General features: G+C 30.8%; 15 protein-coding genes and 1 riboswitch. Of the genes, 5 read left to right on the top strand and 10 right to left on the bottom strand.

All coding sequences use genetic code 11. The annotated features are described in order from the left end of the window. Positions 1-113 precede the first annotated feature (113 nt). A complete protein-coding gene (locus H0I28_RS14310; protein WP_218759510.1) occupies positions 114-1,544 on the bottom strand; it encodes an MFS transporter in 1,431 nt (476 codons plus the stop codon). Positions 1,545-1,801: 257 nt separating this feature from the next. Here H0I28_RS14310 and H0I28_RS14305 point away from each other — a divergent pair, with 257 nt between their 5' ends. Beyond that, the gene (locus H0I28_RS14305; RefSeq protein WP_068447949.1) at positions 1,802-1,981 is read left to right on the top strand and encodes a hypothetical protein; all 180 of its coding nucleotides are present in this window, start codon (positions 1,802-1,804) and stop codon (positions 1,979-1,981) included. Between the two features lie 103 nt (positions 1,982-2,084). Here the strand turns inward: H0I28_RS14305 and H0I28_RS14300 are convergent, their stop codons facing one another. The 5 genes from H0I28_RS14300 to nirB form a co-directional block, all read right to left on the bottom strand. Continuing rightward, a complete protein-coding gene (locus tag H0I28_RS14300) occupies positions 2,085-2,744 on the bottom strand; it encodes a response regulator transcription factor (protein ID WP_218732117.1) in 660 nt (219 codons plus the stop codon). 212 nt (positions 2,745-2,956) lie between these two features. Next, positions 2,957-4,768, bottom strand: coding sequence for an ATP-binding protein (locus tag H0I28_RS14295; protein WP_218759509.1), 1,812 nt, complete (start codon positions 4,766-4,768; stop codon positions 2,957-2,959). A 17-nt stretch (positions 4,769-4,785) separates the two neighbouring features. Then, positions 4,786-5,370 (bottom strand): DUF4202 domain-containing protein, encoded by a 585-nt coding sequence (locus H0I28_RS14290; RefSeq protein ID WP_218754894.1) that lies wholly within the window; start codon positions 5,368-5,370, stop codon positions 4,786-4,788. Positions 5,371-5,379: 9 nt separating this feature from the next. Beyond that, a complete protein-coding gene (gene nirD / locus H0I28_RS14285) occupies positions 5,380-5,757 on the bottom strand; it encodes a nitrite reductase small subunit NirD (protein ID WP_218759508.1) in 378 nt (125 codons plus the stop codon). 198 nt (positions 5,758-5,955) lie between these two features. Beyond that, the gene (gene nirB / locus H0I28_RS14280; protein WP_218759507.1) at positions 5,956-8,469 is read right to left on the bottom strand and encodes a nitrite reductase large subunit NirB; all 2,514 of its coding nucleotides are present in this window, start codon (positions 8,467-8,469) and stop codon (positions 5,956-5,958) included. Positions 8,470-8,694: 225 nt separating this feature from the next. On the opposite strand from nirB, the gene H0I28_RS14275 reads away from it, so the two are divergent. The 4 genes from H0I28_RS14275 (at position 8,695) to H0I28_RS14260 (ending at position 13,300) form a co-directional block, all read left to right on the top strand. Next, positions 8,695-9,276, top strand: a complete 582-nt coding sequence (locus tag H0I28_RS14275; RefSeq protein ID WP_218759506.1) for a HupE/UreJ family protein — start codon at positions 8,695-8,697, stop codon at positions 9,274-9,276. A 212-nt stretch (positions 9,277-9,488) separates the two neighbouring features. Continuing rightward, positions 9,489-9,917, top strand: a complete 429-nt coding sequence (locus tag H0I28_RS14270; protein WP_165731347.1) for a dCMP deaminase family protein — start codon at positions 9,489-9,491, stop codon at positions 9,915-9,917. Next, complete coding sequence (locus H0I28_RS14265) at positions 9,907-11,478, top strand: S41 family peptidase (protein ID WP_218759505.1); 1,572 nt, start codon at positions 9,907-9,909, stop codon at positions 11,476-11,478. The genes H0I28_RS14270 and H0I28_RS14265 overlap by 11 nt, the downstream gene beginning before the upstream one ends. A gap of 426 nt (positions 11,479-11,904) precedes the next feature. Then, positions 11,905-12,114: riboswitch (cobalamin riboswitch) on the top strand. Positions 12,115-12,232: 118 nt separating this feature from the next. Further along, positions 12,233-13,300 (top strand): hypothetical protein, encoded by a 1,068-nt coding sequence (locus H0I28_RS14260; RefSeq protein ID WP_218759504.1) that lies wholly within the window; start codon positions 12,233-12,235, stop codon positions 13,298-13,300. 43 nt (positions 13,301-13,343) lie between these two features. Here H0I28_RS14260 and H0I28_RS14255 read toward each other — a convergent pair whose 3' ends face one another. The 4 genes from H0I28_RS14255 to gdhA form a co-directional block, all read right to left on the bottom strand. Further along, positions 13,344-14,186: a S9 family peptidase gene (locus H0I28_RS14255; protein WP_218759503.1), complete on the bottom strand. Its 843-nt coding sequence runs from the start codon at positions 14,184-14,186 to the stop codon at positions 13,344-13,346. A 7-nt stretch (positions 14,187-14,193) separates the two neighbouring features. Then, a complete protein-coding gene (locus H0I28_RS14250; RefSeq protein WP_254712785.1) occupies positions 14,194-14,814 on the bottom strand; it encodes a LysE family transporter in 621 nt (206 codons plus the stop codon). A gap of 6 nt (positions 14,815-14,820) precedes the next feature. Beyond that, positions 14,821-15,444, bottom strand: coding sequence for a LysE family translocator (locus H0I28_RS14245; RefSeq protein ID WP_218732108.1), 624 nt, complete (start codon positions 15,442-15,444; stop codon positions 14,821-14,823). An 86-nt stretch (positions 15,445-15,530) separates the two neighbouring features. After that, on the bottom strand, positions 15,531-16,886 hold the full coding sequence (gene gdhA / locus H0I28_RS14240) for an NADP-specific glutamate dehydrogenase (protein ID WP_218759502.1): 1,356 nt from the start codon (positions 16,884-16,886) through the stop codon (positions 15,531-15,533). Between the last annotated feature and the right edge of the window lie 353 nt (positions 16,887-17,239).

Raw genomic sequence — 17,239 nt, 5'->3', positions numbered from 1 at the left:
AATACACTTAAAAAAGATGAGTTGAATTTATAAATCAATAAAAAACAACCATTAATAATCAATTTTGTTATTCTTTTTAATAGATAATAAAAGGTTGGGGGACAATTATCTTTTTATCCTTTTACGTTAATTGGTATCAACTCTGGTGTTAACTCAACGCTATTTTCTGTCGACTCTTCTTCCTCTTCTTCTGTAGAAAATTTAATAGTTAAAGCAATAATACCTGTAACTACAACTACAAAACCTATTAATAAATATCCACTTGCAACTGCACTCGAAGAAGCGGCAGATTGTGCTGCTTTAACAACCTCATCACTTAAACCTTCATTAGAAACAATTGCTGCTTTTTCTGCTAGTGAAGATTTAGACTTTAATAACATTGCCGCTAAAAATGCTCCTACATTACCTCCTGCTCCAACAATTCCAGAAACAGAACCAATGGCTTTTTTATTAATGAATGGCACTACAGAAAACGTTGCTCCTTCTGCCATTTGAACACTTAAACTAAATAGAATCAACAAAACAACTCCTAAAACCAAACTTGTAGCTCCAGAGAAAAATATCAATATTACTCCTTGTAAGGTTAAAATGAAAGACAAGAATAAAACACGACCTCTCAATCCTTTTAATTTCCCAAATTTATCTCCAAAGAAACCACCTAAAGTTCTTGCAAAAATATTCATCAATGCAAATGACAATACAATGTTACCTGCAGTTACTCTTTGTAATTGAAACGTATTCTGAAGATAATCATCCATAGTTCCGTATACTGTTAATTCAATTCCGAAACTTGCAGCATATACTACAAAAAGAATCCAAACTCTATAATCTTTTAATACTTCTAAAAATCCTATTTGATCTTTTTTAGTAACAATCATTTCGCCAGCTTCTTTTAATTCGCTAAAGTTTCCTTTAGGAGTATCTGTTGTAAATAAGTAATATACAATTCCCATTGCAAAACAAACAATACCAGCAATTACCATAGAATATCTCCAAGCTTCTCCGTCTGCAACACCAAAAGCAACAACTGCCGCTGCAATTAAAGGCATACCTAATCTATTTGCGCCACCACCTAAGTTACCCCAACCTGCAGAAGTTGCATTTGCAGTACCTACAATATTTGGTGCAAACATTAAAGAAGTATGTACTTGTGTAATTACAAAGGAAGCTCCAATAAAACCAATAAACAATCTACAAACTAAAAATTGAGTTGGTGTTTGTACCAATCCACATAAAATAACAGGAATTGCACCTAACATTAACAACCAAGTATAACATAATCTTGGTCCGTATTTATCACATAATTTACCAATTAGTAAACGTGCAAAGACGGTTCCTGAAACGGCTAAAATAATTGAGTTCCATTTTTGATCTGGAGTTAAGCCTAAATCTTTTACAACATCTGGCATAAAAGGTACAATACCAAACCATGCAAAAAAGCATAAAAAGAATGATATTGATGTTATCCAAAAGGTACGAGTGGAAACATTCTTAAAATCGAATAAACTTAATTTTGTAGATTTTTCTTGCGCTAGATTTATCATAATACATATTTTTAGATACACAAAACTAAGTATAAATACTTAATTATTATGCTAAAAAATACGTATTTCATAATTATTACTAGATTAATAATTACGTAGTATTGAATTTAAGAATATGATAAAATTGGAGTTGAAAAATAATTGTTATGAAAAAGGTGTAGTCCAACAAATTGTTCTATTCAATTTAAAATTAAAAGATAAAGTGTAACAAATAGTTCAATTATACTACTAATCAATTGAAAATAAACGGAACAAAAATGAAAAATAATAAAGGAATAAATCTATTTGTGGTTGGAATGGCACTTTCAACACTCGGAATGACATTTTTAGCTGATTATAAAACTTTACAATATAGTGCCATGATTCTTGGCTTGTTAATTATGATATACAGTGTTTTTGTAATTGATAAGTTAAAGAAAAATCAAACAAAAAAGTAAGCATTAATTACCACATAGAGATGCACTGAGTTTTTTTCTTTGCGCCCTTGGCGATAGAACTTTGCTGTGAGTTATTACACAGAGACATCTACAATCAAAAAACCTATATCAACTGATATTCTTTGGCTTTATTTGTTAATTCTTGCAAGTTTTTAGCCTCTAACTTCTTCATTAAATTAAAACGATGTACTTCTGCAGTACGCTTGCTAATAGATAATTCTTCTGCAATATCTTTATTATTCTTTAGTTCTAAAACTAAAGTAAGTATTTGCCTTTCTCTTTTAGTCAGTTTAAAAGGAGCAACTTTTACTTCTTTTTGCTCTTCAATAACTTTACTGGTTTTTCCGTTTACAAAATTATTCATGATAATGGTAGAAACATCACCGGTAAAATACTTATCTCCACCAGCTACATTATTAACCGCTTTTAAAAATTCTTCTTTACTAGCTCCTTTTAACAAATAACCATCTGCACCTGCTTGTATAGATTTTAAAACATACTCTTCAGAATCGTGCATAGAAAGCACTAAGGTTTTTACATCTATTTTCTCTTTGGTAATTTCTGCTACCACTTCAATTCCGTTCATTTCTGGCATTCTAATATCTACAATAAGAACATGAGGTTTGTTTTTAGCAATTACCTCTAAAGCCTCTTTTCCGTTAGATGCTTCATCAATAACCGTAATTCCTGTCTGATCTTCTAAAAGTGCTTTTATTCCATCTCTTACCAAAACGTGGTCGTCTGCTAAAACTACATTTATCATAATTGTAACTATTTTATACGTACAAAAATAAGGTTTTTAAGTAAAACTACGTATTTATATAGTAGCCTGTTTTATTATTTATACTCTTTGTCATTTCGAACGCAGTGAGAAATCACATAAGGTTTGTTAGACCTTGTGTGATCACTGTTATGTGATTTCTCCTAAAGTCGAAATGACAAGATTGTGTTTTATTAAGTTTTGTGTTTAGTCTTTTAAATAGGAATATTTAACGTAACTCTTGTTCCTTTACCTAGTTCAGAATTTAAAAATAAACGACCATTAATGTATTTAATACGTTCTTTCATAAAAGTCATTCCCATGCCACCATCTCCGTTTTTAACTTTTTTTACTTTAGAAGGTTCAAAACCTTTTCCGTCATCATCAATATTTATACTTAAGATATTTTCACTGTGAGAAAGTGACACTAAAATATGTGAAGAATCTGCGTATTTAATAGCATTATTAATTGCTTCTTGTACAATTCTGTAAATATTAATTTCTATTAAAGAATCTAAACGCTCATTAAAATCTGTTTTATTAAAAAATATAATTTCTTTTCCCGTCAATCTACCTAATTCATGTGTTAACTTGGTAATTGCAGGCACAATTCCGTGGTCTGATAATTCTGGCGGGGTTAAATTAAAAGTAGCAGTTCTAACTCCTTTTATAATATTGGTGGTTAATTCTTTTAAGTGCTCTATTTTTAAAGTTGTTTTCTCAATATCATTCATATTGATGCTCTCTAAATTGTACTTTAACCCTGTTAACATTTGCCCAATTCCGTCATGCACGTCTTTGGCGATTCTGTTTTGTTCTTTTTCTTGATTTTCAATAATCTTACTAGAGATTATCTTTTGCTGACTCATTTTCTCTTCAAAACTTTCTTCTGTAAGTCTTTCTACTTCTATTTGAGCCGCTTTTCTATCTGTAATTTCAGAAGCAATTACTAACAATTCAGATCTATCCTCAGTAGGTCTATAAGGCACCAAAGACATCTCTAACCAAATATCAACACCTCCTTTTATGGTTGCTTTTACCTCTCCTTGCCAACCTATTTTTTTATATTTATTAATTAAATTTTCAATTACTAATTGTTCATTTTCATTATTAGATAAAACATTCCAAAACAACACTTCATTCTTTAAGTTTGATAATCTAAACAAACGAGAAAATTTATTTCCTATATGAATTAAGTTTCCGCTTGGCGAAACCCTTGCAAATAACAACGTTTCATCTATTGCATGGCTAAACGCACGTAATTCTTTTATAGATTTTTCTTTAGAAAGACTTAGCTCGTCGGCATCAAAGGCCATTTTTTTAGCTCTTTTTTCTGCGGATAATAACTCTGAAAGTGTTGCTTTTACCGATTTTGCTGTTGGCCAAAAAATAAATAAAAATTCACCTAAAAGTATTATTAACGTAAAAGTCATTAATAGGAATTCCAATTTTTTTAACCAAGCTATTTTTTTATCTGCTTCTACATTGTATTGATTTACAATTTCATCCATCATCAATAAAAAAGAACCTTCATTATGGATTACTTTTTTAACTTCTGATGCTAACTCATCAATAGAAATGGTAGGATTTTGTGATATTTTTTTTACAATTGATTTAGCTGATTTTTCAATAGTATTAAAAACAGGATTTATTGCTTTAAATTCACTCTTAATTTTATCGCTATTATGTTCAGGAAGCCCTAAACTATCATTTCCTTTTTGAAGCGCATGATGAGATAACTGCCACAGATAAAGGGTTTCTGAAATTTTGTTCTTAAGTAGAAGTCTATTTTTTTTATCAGAATAATCAGAAAGAGAAACAATTTCTTTGGTTAATTTTTGACTCAACATTCGTTGTCTACCAGCCACATTAATTACGGTAGAGTCACTTTTTTGACTTTCTAAGTGATTATGAACTAAAACTTGACTAATAATAACAGAAAGTGCAATGGTGCTTAATGCGATAACGTATAAACGGCTCAATTTATCAAACGTTCTTTGGTCTAATGAATTGCCGTTTTTAGTCATGTTAAATTACATTTTATTTATGAGATAGCTTGTTTTACCAATGCCAAACTTTTTTCTGAAAATGGAATTTTTAACGCTGCTGCATGTCCATTATCAGACATTTTCACCCACGTTTTCTTTAAAATATCGATAATTTTTTCATCGGTATGTTTTGCTGCAAATTCATCAAAATAATAATCTAGAAAAACCAGACAAATAACATCTTCTAAGGTTTGAGCTTCTTCGTTTTTCTTGATTAGTTTTTTTAAGATAATCTTCTGAACCCTGTCTACAAACTGTTCATCAAAACCAACTTGTTCTAAGATTTCTCCAGTAGTATTTGCGTGCATCTTTTTTAATTCTTCACGCCATTTTAAATACCCAACTCTATCCATCGGATATTCTTTTCTACCAATTTTCCAACGACAAATATGTTGTGCTCTTGCCGAAATTTGAAGTGCCTTTGATGCATTAGGATCAAACTGAAGTAACTTTCTTGTCATCCTTTGAGAATATAATAATTCTTTAGGATACTCTAATCCAGAAACTTGGTAGTTATTTGGATCTTCAGCGTTTTTTTTATCTATTAATGCAATGGCAGTTTCAAATCTTGTTGGCTTCATCTTTTTTGTTTATTCTGAAAAGCCAATATACACATTTTCTGCTTCAATCTTAATAGGATATACAGCGATAGGTGCTAAATCTGCATTTAAGTTTTCTCCCGTTTCTAACGAAAAAGTTTTTTTATGCAACGGACATGCAATTTTAGGAATCCCTTTATGATCGCCCAACATACCTCTAGACAATACGTTTTCTTGTTTTTCTGGTGATAAATTCTGGCAAGCATACCATTTATCTAACCTAGAAAAATTGAAAACTGCAATTTGTAAATCTTTGTATTTTACACATGCTCCACCATCTTTTGGAAATGCACTAATAGGAGCTGCTTTAAACCAAACTTTTACATCTGCTTCTTTTACTGTTTTGTATTTTAAAAGTAATGTATCCATAATTATATTTGTTATTTCTGATCAACTAAGTAGTCTTATTGAAAATAATTGAGATTTAAAATGTTATTTTAAAACGCTCTGTCACTTCGATTTTAAGAGAAGTCGCATTACAGTGAACACATAATGTTGAGCACCTTTACGTGATTTCTCCTTACTTAGAAATGACAAAACCTTACGTTATGATTTATACTGGTAAAATTAATTTTTCCAAAGTTCAGGCATTTTCTGATCACGTAAAGGCACAAACACTAAGTTATCATCTCTATCATCTGAATTTACAAAATGATTAAAACGTTTTTTAGTTTCTTCGTTTTCGATAGCTTGTTTCCACTCACATTCGTAAGCATCTACTAAGAATTGCATTTCTTTTTCTAAATCACCCACAATATTTAAACTATCATCGATAACCACTTTTTTCAATTGCTCAATTCCGCCTTCTAATTTATCTAACCAAGCAGCAGTTCTCATTAGCGGAGCAGCAGTTTGTATGTAATAAATTAAGTAACGATCTAGATATTTTACAACTGTTTCATTGTCTATTTTTTCTGCTAATAACTGCGCGTGTCTTGGAGTTGCCCCACCATTTCCGCCAACATACAAATTCCAACCACCTTCTACAGCTATAATTCCAAAATCTTTACCTCTAGCTTCTGCACATTCACGAATACAACCAGAAACGCCACCTTTAATTTTATGAGGAGAACGCAACCCTTTATACCTATTTTCTAATTCTATGGCAAAAGAAATACTTTCTGCTAATCCATAACGACACCATGTAGAACCTACACAACTTTTTACAGTTCTTAACGATTTTCCGTATGCATGTCCACTTTCAAAACCAGCAGCAATTAACTCTTTCCAAATGGCAGGTAAATCATTTAATTCTGCACCAAAGAAATCGATACGCGCTCCACCGGTAATTTTTGTGTATAAATTATATTTCGATCCTATTTGTCCTAAAACAATTAAGTCTTGTGGCGTTACTTCTCCACCTGCAATTCTAGGCACTACAGAATACGTTCCGTTACGTTGAATATTCGCTAAAAATTTATCGTTTGTATCTTGGGTAACGTCTTCCTTATTTGGAGTGTCATTATATAAACTTGCAAAAATTGAAGAAACCAAAGGCTTACAAGTTTCACAACCATGACCAGAACCACAAGTATCTAAAACCTCGTTAAAAGAAGTCAGTTTTTTAGCTTTTATAATTCCGTATAATTCTTGACGACTATATTCAAAGTGTTCACAAATTACATTTTTAACCGTTTTACCTAACGATTTTAAAGTTTCGTTAACCAAATCTGTAACCATTGGCTTACAACCACCACAACTTGTACTTGCTTTTGTTGATGAAATAACGCCAGCTAAATCCTCACAAGAACCATCTTTTATGGCTCCACAAATCTGACCTTTCGTTACGTTTTCACAAGAACAAATTTGCGCTTCGTCTGGTAAATCTAAAGCGCTACCAAAAGCGCCGCCTTCTGTAGCAGGTAATATTAATTGTGCTGCATCTTCTGGAATTGGCATTCCGTTTAAATATACTTGATGCAACATATTATAGTCTGATGCATCGCCTACTAAGATTCCTCCTAATAATGATTTACCATCAAGACTTACGTTAATTCTTTTATATAAATGTTGTGTTTTATTTTCGAAAATAACTGAATGTCCTTTTGATGCTGGCATAAAAGGCTCTCCGAAACTTGCTACATCTACACCAATTAATTTTAATTTGGTAGACATATCAATTTCTGCAGGCATTAATTCTTCTACATTTCCAATAATTTGATTTACGGCAACACCCGCCATATCATAACCAGGAGCCACCAAACCAAAAATCATTTGATTGTACAAGGCAACTTCTCCGATAGCAAAAATACTTGGATCGGAAGTTTGCATTTTATTGTCCACTACAATTCCCCCACGAACACCCATTTCTAAACCAGATACTTTACCTAACTCATCTCTTGGTCTAATTCCGGCAGAAACCACTAACATTTCTACATCTAAAACATCGTCTTCGCCAAACTCCATTCCGGTAATACATGTATCACCTAAAATTTGATTGGTTGCTTTGTTCAAATGAATGTTTAATCCTATAGATTCTAATTTTAATTGCAATACGTTACTACTTCTAGAATCTAATTGTCTTGGCATTAATTTAGAGGCAAACTCTACAATATGAGGCTCTAACCCCATATCCATAACTGCCTTACCTGCTTCTAAACCTAATAAACCTCCACCTAAAACGGCAGCTCTTGCATTTGGGTTTTTCTTTTTCAGTTTTGCAGCATACGCCAACATTCCTTCTAAATCCTCTATAGTTCTGTATACAAAAACCCCTTCTTTTTCTACACCTTTAATTGGCGGAACAAAAGCAGAAGAACCCGTAGCCAACACTAAATAATCGTAAGAAAACTCTCTATCGTTTGCCGTAGTAATTAGTTTAGACTTTCTATTAATTTCCGAAACTCTTTCATCAACAATTAAATCGATATTATTTTCTTTATACCATTCTGCAGGTGCCATTTCTAAGGCTTTTGCATCTTGGTTTTCGAAAAACTCACTTAAATGAACTCTATCGTAAGCAGGTCTTGGTTCTTCACCAAAAACAATAATTTTAAAATCTTTACTTTCTGGAGTTGCTGCAAATTTTTCACAAAATTTATAACCAACCATTCCGTTTCCGACAACTATAACTGTTTTCATAATTACGTATTTGAAATACAAAACTAAGTGTTATTACGTATTAATACTTATTTAAAGTAATAAACTTTACGTATTTATCAAATTATTATCAATTTAAAGGAATGAATACTTATAAATTTGATTTTATTTAAAATTTAGTAATTAGAATTGTTAATAGTGTATTTAAGCTTTTATCCAATTACTGTTTTTAATATCTTTACCATTCACACTTAATTATTTTTATTAATGGACGATTTTTTACTGTATTTTAAAATGGGTTTAAACCATGTGTTAGATTTATCTGCTTACGATCATATTTTATTTTTGATTGTACTAGCTGTTGTATTTAGCTTTAAACAATGGAGAAAAGTTTTATGGTTAGTAACCTTATTTACAATTGGTCATTCTGTTACTTTGGCATTATCTGCCTACGGAATTCTAAAAATTAGAATAGATATTATTGAATATTTAATTCCGGTAACCATTTTTATAACTGGAGCTATTAATGTTTTTACTGCTAAAAACACTGCTTCTGGTAAACAAAACATCAACTTAATATTTGCTTTGTTTTTTGGTTTAATTCACGGTTTAGGGTTTTCTAACTATTTTAAAATGATGGTTGGTAAAGAAGAAAATAAATTGTTTCCGCTATTAGAATTTGCATTAGGTATAGAAGCTGCTCAGATTATTATTGTTTTAGGTATTTTAATTGTTGGTACATTACTTCAAAACTTTTTTAGAGTTAGTAGAAGAGATTGGATTTTAGTTTGCTCGTCTATTGTAATTGGTTTCTCTATACAAATGATGCTAGATAGAGTTTTTTGGTAACCAACAAAATTTTCGATTTTTTACTGTTGATAATAAGTAAGCTGCGTTAGGGATTGCAGTGAAAATCCTTTTTATGAAGGATGAATAAAAAGATTGTAGCGGAAAGCCCGACCTGTAAGGTAACGCCCAAAAAATTATTCATAACAGCTTAAAATAAATTTTGTCTAATTATTAACGTCATATTTATCTAAATCTTTTTACTTTCGTTCTGTATGACTGAAAAGAAACAATTAAAATACGATAGGGCTTATTTAAAAATGGCTCGCGAATGGGGGAAACTCTCTCATTGCAAACGTAAACAAGTAGGTGCGTTAATTGTAAAAGGAAGAATGATTATTTCTGATGGCTTTAACGGAACACCAACTGGTTTTGATAATTCTTGCGAAGATTGTAATGGAGTTACAAAATGGGAAGTTTTACACGCAGAGGCAAATGCCATCTTAAAAGTGGCGTCTTCTACCCAATCTGCAGAGGGTGCAACCTTATATATTACGTTATCTCCATGCACTCAGTGTAGCAAATTAATTCACCAAGCAGGAATAAAACGTGTTGTGTATGCAGAATCATACAAGGATACTTCTGGTATCAATTTTCTAGAAAAAGCAGGCGTAGAAATTATGCATTTACCTTATGAAGAATAGAAACAACCTCCCTATATATTTATCTTTAGCAGTTATTTTTGGTTTACTTATTGGACTTTCACTTAACGGAAGTGCTACCAATATGTTGTCTTTAAATAAAAACTCATCTCAAGAACTAAAAATAAGGAAACTTATTAATTTTATTGAAAAAGACTACGTAGATACTGTAAATACAGAAAGTCTTTTAGACGGAGCTATTACGCAAATGTTGGGTAAACTAGATCCGCATTCTGTTTATATTCCTAAAGAAAATCTGCAAGCGGTTACAGAAAACATGCAAGGTAATTTTGTTGGAATTGGCGTTCAGTTTAGAATGATTGAAGATTCTATTACCGTTATTCAACCTATAAAAGGTGGACCAAGTATAAAAGCAGGAATTAAGGCAGGAGACCGAATTTTAATGGCTAATAAAGATACTTTGTATGGTAAAAAAATGTACACAGATAAAGTGCCTGGTTATTTAAAAGGGAAACCAGATACTAAAGTTGCACTTAAAATTTATAGAAAAAGTATAGACTCTACTTTTACCGTTTCCGTGACTCGTGGTAATGTAAATATTAAAAGTGTTGATTTAGCATATATGGTGAACGATTCTGTTGGTTATATTAAATTAGATCGTTTTGCAAGAAATACTTACAGTGAATTTAAATCTGCGTTAAACACCTTAATTGATGATGGAATGACTGATTTAATTCTTGATATTAGAGGCAATGGTGGTGGTTTTATAGACATTGCAAATAGTATTATTGATGAATTTTTAGAAGATGATAAACTTATTGTTTTTACTAAAAACAATAAAAACGAAATTGATGAATCTTTTGCAACTGCTAAAGGAGATTTCGAAAAAGGTGGTTTGTATGTTTTGATTGATGAAAACTCTGCTTCTGCCTCAGAAATTTTAGCTGGTGCTTTACAAGATAATGATAAAGGAACCATAATTGGAAGGCGTTCTTTTGGTAAAGGTTTGGTACAAATAGAAATGGATTTAGGCGATGGTTCTGCTGTGCGTTTAACAACGGCTCGTTATTATACGCCAACGGGTAGATCTATTCAAAAACCTTATGACCACAAAGGAAATAAGAATTATTATACAGATTACCAGAAGAGGGTTTCTAATGGTGAATTGTTTAATAAAGATAGCATAAAAGTGGTAGATTCTCTTAAATATAAAACTCCTAAAGGAAAGATTGTTTATGGTGGCGGTGGAATTATTCCGGATGTTTTTGTACCAATAGACACTACTTCTTACATGAATGGTTACTACTTTAATACGATTAATGATTTTGCTTTTGATTACGTTGATAACAATAGAAAAAAGCTACAAAAATGGACAATAGATACTTTTATTACTGATTTTGATAAAGAAGGAACTGTTTTTAATAGTTATCTATCTGATATTAAAGAAGCTTATAAACCTTCTTTAACAACCAAAAAAAGTCTAGAAAAATACCTAAAAGCTTCTATTGCAAACACACTTTTTGGAGATGTTGGCTTTTATAGAATTATGCACCAGGATGATAAAATGATTCAGAAGGTTTTGGAATTGGAAAGTGAGAAGTAGTTTCTGGTTTTAGTTAACGGTTTACAATAGCAGTATTCCGGTTTATGTTATCACTACTATGAGCCTTCTCAACACTTCGAAGTGACAAGTTGTATGTTTTTTTACGTTCAATTTTGTCATTTCGAACGGAGAGAGAAATCACATAAAGTTGCTTTTTGTTATAGCATCACTGTTATGAGATTTCTCCTTTCGTCGAAATGACAAATTGGGTGTTTAGTTTTGTTTTATCACTACTATGAGGCTTCTAAATACTTAGCAGTGATACGTTGTATGTTTTTATTGCATTAAGTTTTATCACTTCAAAATAAGCTCTTTGGCGATTGAGAAATCTCGCTATCTTATAAAAGGAAATTGCAATTCCTAAAACATAAAAATACACTAGATTATATTTGAAATTAGTTTTTTATAATGAAAAAAGGAAATACTTTTACATCATAAATTTTTGGTTTTATATTCAATAAATTGAATTAAAATTAAAAGGGAATCAGGTAGTTTTTTTAAGCCTGAGCTGTTCCCGCAACTGTAAGCATTGTCTATTTAGATTATCGTTATTTCTTACACCACTGTCTTTATAAAAGACGGGAAGGTTTTAACAAAATGCAAGCCAGGAGACCTGCCAAAAATTATATTCGTCTTTTGTAACTTTCGGGAGAAAAGTTAAAAAGAAATACGTGTCATATGCATGGTTTTTCCGCTTTTTAATAAGGGTAAGAACTTGCCTATTTTGTTATTTAAAATTTTAAAATCAATCATAATGAAAAGTTGTCTAACCAGATTAGCCTTAATTGGCTTATTATTTGCTGTATCTTGTACTAAAAAAGATGTAATTCCTGAAGCTCCAATAACTTATAACAATGCCTTTATCTTATCTCTAGAAAGTGATAAAACAGCACTTACATTTCTAGACGAAAATCAAATTGCAACACCAAATGTTACTGTATCTGAAAATGCAGAAAGCACCTCTTTTTCTAGCTATAATAACCAACTCTATATTGTAAGTCAAAACGGACCATCATATATTTCTAAAGTTAACCTAAAAACATTAAGTGTAGAAGAGTCAATAACTTCTTCTAACGTATCTTCTCCATCTTATTTACAAATGTATTCTAACACGGATGGTTTGGTAATTAATACCTCTGGAAGTGGAAGAAGTAGAAATTACAATCTTTGCCACGTAAACACCACTACTGGTATTGGTGATGCTATAAGTGAGGTTTCTAATGAAATTCTTTTTAACAATGCTGCACTAATTGTAGATGCTGAAAATGTGTTAATTGCAGATGGAAAGGAATTAGTTGTAATGAATATGACTACTAAAGAATTTACTTCTGTAATAACTTTTGATGATAGTATTTCTGGACTTTTAAAAGATAAAAACGGAACTATTTGGGTCGCAAAAGAAAAGAGAGCCACAGCTGCCACGTTTACAAAACTAAATGCAGACTATTCTATTAATGAAACAGTAACTGTTACAGATGGTGTTATTAATTTATACACAAACAGTATTTTAACAATGAACTCAGAAAGTGTAAATGCTTTTTGGTCTGAATCTGCATCTGGAAAAATTTATACTTTTAATACAGAAACCAAAGTTATTGAAGAATTTGCAACACCAAGTAACGACGGAATTGCATTTAACACAGTTGTAAAACAACACCCAAATACGAAACAAGTTTACGTTATCGGTTTAAAGGATTTTATGGATCCAAATAATAGTGCTTTAGTAATTTATAATGCAGATAAAACGGTAGCAAAAACGGTAGATAATGTAGGAGCTTCTCCAATAGACCTTTACTTTTCTGCTAAAGAGTTTCAAATCTAAAACGAGTGCCAAAAATAAATCTACAAGGAAATACTTTGTAGATTTATTTTTTTAAAAAAGCTACGCAAATTACTGTAACCTCTTCTAATTCCTTAGACATGTTTTCCTTTTTCCAAGGATGAGAAACATTAAAAACATGATCTGCATTTTTAATAACTTCAAATTGGCTTTCAGTATTCCAAGAGTGTATTTTTTTACCTTCATCAATAGAAACAGAAGTATCTTTATCTCCATGAATTATTAACTGTGGTATTTTTAAACTGCCTACCGCTTTCCGAATATTTAAACGCTCTTCATTTTCTTTAAAATTTAAATAAAACTGATAGAAATGTGGCATATTCTGTTTTGTTCGTCCGTTTAAAACGTATTTAACACCTGTTTTCTTCCAGTTCTCTAAATCACCAATCGTAGAACTTCTAGAGCCAAAATCACATACAGCAGCTAAGGAAATTACTTTTTTTACTCTTGCGTCTTCATTTGCTTTTAGCAATACAATTCCACCACCTCTACTATGTCCTATTATTGAAATATCATTAATTTTAACTTCGTTTTTAAATTTTTCTTCGGATGAAATCCAATCGATTACACTCTCTAAATCGTCTAATTCTTTGGTATAATTATTATTCCCAAAAGCTTCTAAATCTGGAAAATCAATAGGGTTTTCAGCGGTCCCTCCATTATGAGAAAAGTTGAATTTTATAAAAAAAAATCCTGCTTCTGCAAAAGCTTCAGCCATTAAATTCCAAGCGCCCCAATCTTTAAAACCTTTGTAACCGTGACAAAAAACAACTATTTTTTTTGGTTGATGATTCTCTTTGTAAAAAACATCTGCGACAATTGGTTTACTATGTTTGCCTTGAATGATTGTATTTTTTAAAATTTTCATTTTCTCTTTAAATAAATAGTTTTATAAATGTAAAAACAGCAACTAAACCTGTTATAATTGATAAAATTAGGTTGATGTCTTTTGTGAGTTTCCCTGTTTTTTGTTGAATTACTTTTGCAAATTTCCCATATAAAAATAGGATATAAAATGTTCCTAATACAGATCCTAACGTAAAAAATAATACAGAAACAGCCTCAAAACTAAACAACTTAAAAACATCTAAGGTAATAATGGTTCCGCTAAAAAAAGGAATGCCAAACATGTTTAAAGCAGATAGTGATATACCTGTTAGTAGAGGATTTATTTCTTTAATATTTACCTCATCAATCTTTATTTTCTCTTTTTTAGATTCATTATAAAAATAATAAGATAAAGTTATAAAAACAACGATTCCTACTTTTTCTAAGGTTTCTAAAATGGTAGGGTTTTCTGCAATGTATTTGGTTAAAACAACAGCAATTATCACCTGAGGAATAATAATTAAAGAAACTCCGCATGCATATTTGTTAGCTGCTAATCTCCCTTTTTCTAAGCTAATTTTTAACGCAGTCATATTTAACATACTTGGTGTTATAGAACCAACGAAAGAGAAAATAAAACCGAAGAAAAAGAGTAAAAAGATATTCAAAATAAATTATTTGTAAAGTAGAAAAACAAAATTTCCTACCGCAACTACACCTGTTAAACTACCTAAAATAAAATCCATTTTAGAAGCAATAAAAGTTAGTTTGTGTTCAATATTTTTAGCAACAATAGCATACAATGAATATAGTGTAAAAGAACCAATTGTAGAACCGATTGAAAAATAAAATCCATTTAAGTAAGAATATTCAAAGTATTCTAACCCTATTAAAATAGAAATAGTTGTAAAGTAAAACGGAATTGCAATGGTATTTAAAAGAGACATTCCAATACCGTGTAAATAAGCTTTCGACTTAGGTATTTCTTCTTTTACTTTCTTTTCTTTTGACGTAAAATACAGTCTAAAAAAGTTAATGGATAGCAGCAAAAGAATACCTGTACCTATTTTTTGTAATAAAGTTATATACTCTGAATTTTCCATTAAAATACTCGATAAATAAGCACCTATATTCGCTTGAAAAAATAAAACGGTAGCATAACCACCAATAAGATAGAACGCTGCTTTTTTACCATTTCTTAAACTGAATTTAACTACTGTTAAGTTTAAAAAACTAGGCGTTATACTACCTAAAACTGCAACACCAAAACCTAAGAAAATAAAAATTAGAAAGCTCATAAATTGTTTTTATATGGACAAATAAACAAAAAAACGTGTCAAAGAATTGACACGTTTCATTTATATAGTAACTTATAAGCGTTTTTCTACACTACCCCTTGCGCTAACATAGCATCTGCAATTTTTACAAAACCAGCAATATTTGCCCCTTTGATATAATCTACAGTTCCATCTTCATTTTTACCATGCTCTACACAAGAATCGTGTATTTTTTGCATAATTTCTTTTAACCTTTCGTCTACTTCTTCTCTAGACCAGTTTAATCGTAATGAGTTTTGACTCATTTCTAGACCAGAAGTAGCAACACCACCAGCATTTGAAGCTTTTCCTGGGGCGTATAATATTTTTGCTTTTTGGTATTCATGAACGGCCTCTGGTGTAGAAGGCATATTTGCACCTTCAGAAACACATATACAACCGTTGTCTATTAATGTTTTTGCTTCTTCTCCATTTAATTCATTTTGAGTAGCACATGGCAATGCAATATCACATTTAACAGACCAAGGTCTTTCTCCTTTAAAATACTTTGCTTTTGGGTATTCTTCTAAATATTCGCTAATTCTACCACGTTTTTCATTTTTAATATACATTACGTGGTTTAATTTATCAGCATCTATACCATCTTCATCATAAATATAACCTCCAGAATCAGAAAGCGTTAATACTTTTGCTCCAAATTGAATCGCTTTTTCTGCTGCATATTGTGCAACATTACCAGATCCAGAAATAACTACATTTTTTCCTTTAAAAGATTCGTTTTTAAGTTTCAGCATAGCTTCTGCAAAATACACGTTTCCATAACCTGTAGCTTCTGGTCTTATTAATGAACCACCATAAGCAACTCCTTTTCCTGTTAGAACCCCTGTAAATTCTGTTCTCAATTTTTTATACATTCCAAACATGTAGCCTATCTCTCTTGCGCCAACTCCAATATCTCCTGCTGGTACATCTATATGTTGTCCAATATGTTTTTGCAATTCACTCATAAAATTTTGACAAAAATTCATTATCTCACGATCAGATTTTCCTTTTGGATCAAAATCAGAACCTCCTTTACCACCACCCATTGGCAATGTTGTTAAAGAATTTTTAAATACTTGTTCAAAAGCCAAAAACTTTAAAATACTAGCATTTACAGAAGGGTGAAATCTTAAACCACCTTTATACGGTCCAATAGCAGAATTCATTTGTATTCTATAACCTCTATTAACCCTTATTTCTCCATTATCATCTGTCCATGTTACTCTAAAAGAAATTAATCTTTCAGGCTCTACCATTCTTAATAAAAGGTTTTTTCCGTAGTACTTTTTATTTTCAACAATAAAAGGAATTAAGGTTTCTGCTACTTCTCTCACTGCTTGTAAAAATTCCGTTTCATGCCTGTTTCTTTGTTCAACCAACTGCATGAAATCTTCTATTCTGGACTCTGTATTCGTAGACATTTTATTTTGACTTTTATAAACATTTAACTAAGCAAATATAAGTTATTTTGAATATTTTATACTTAAAAAGCACTAAAGTTCTTTACCCAAATCCTTTAAAATTATAAGTTATCAACCTTAAAAAAAACCTATTTCACTAACCTTATTTTCTATACTATATAAAACTCTATTACACTATTAATTTTATTTTTATTGAAGAGCATAACAAATTTAAAATATATAAAAATTTGACTTCCTTTATTTATTGAAATGCATTTATATCTAATTAAAAACATACATAATAGCACCTTAACTTATTATAGGAAACAAAAAAAAACGCATCAAAAAAAATTGATGCGTTTTAGCTTTTAATT

Origin of the sequence: Polaribacter sp. AHE13PA (genome assembly GCF_019278505.1) — a bacterium.
Taxonomy (GTDB): Bacteria; Bacteroidota; Bacteroidia; order Flavobacteriales; family Flavobacteriaceae; genus Polaribacter.
The sequence above is the reverse complement of the archived record's forward strand: the minus strand, read 5'-3'. Positions and strand labels throughout refer to the sequence as shown.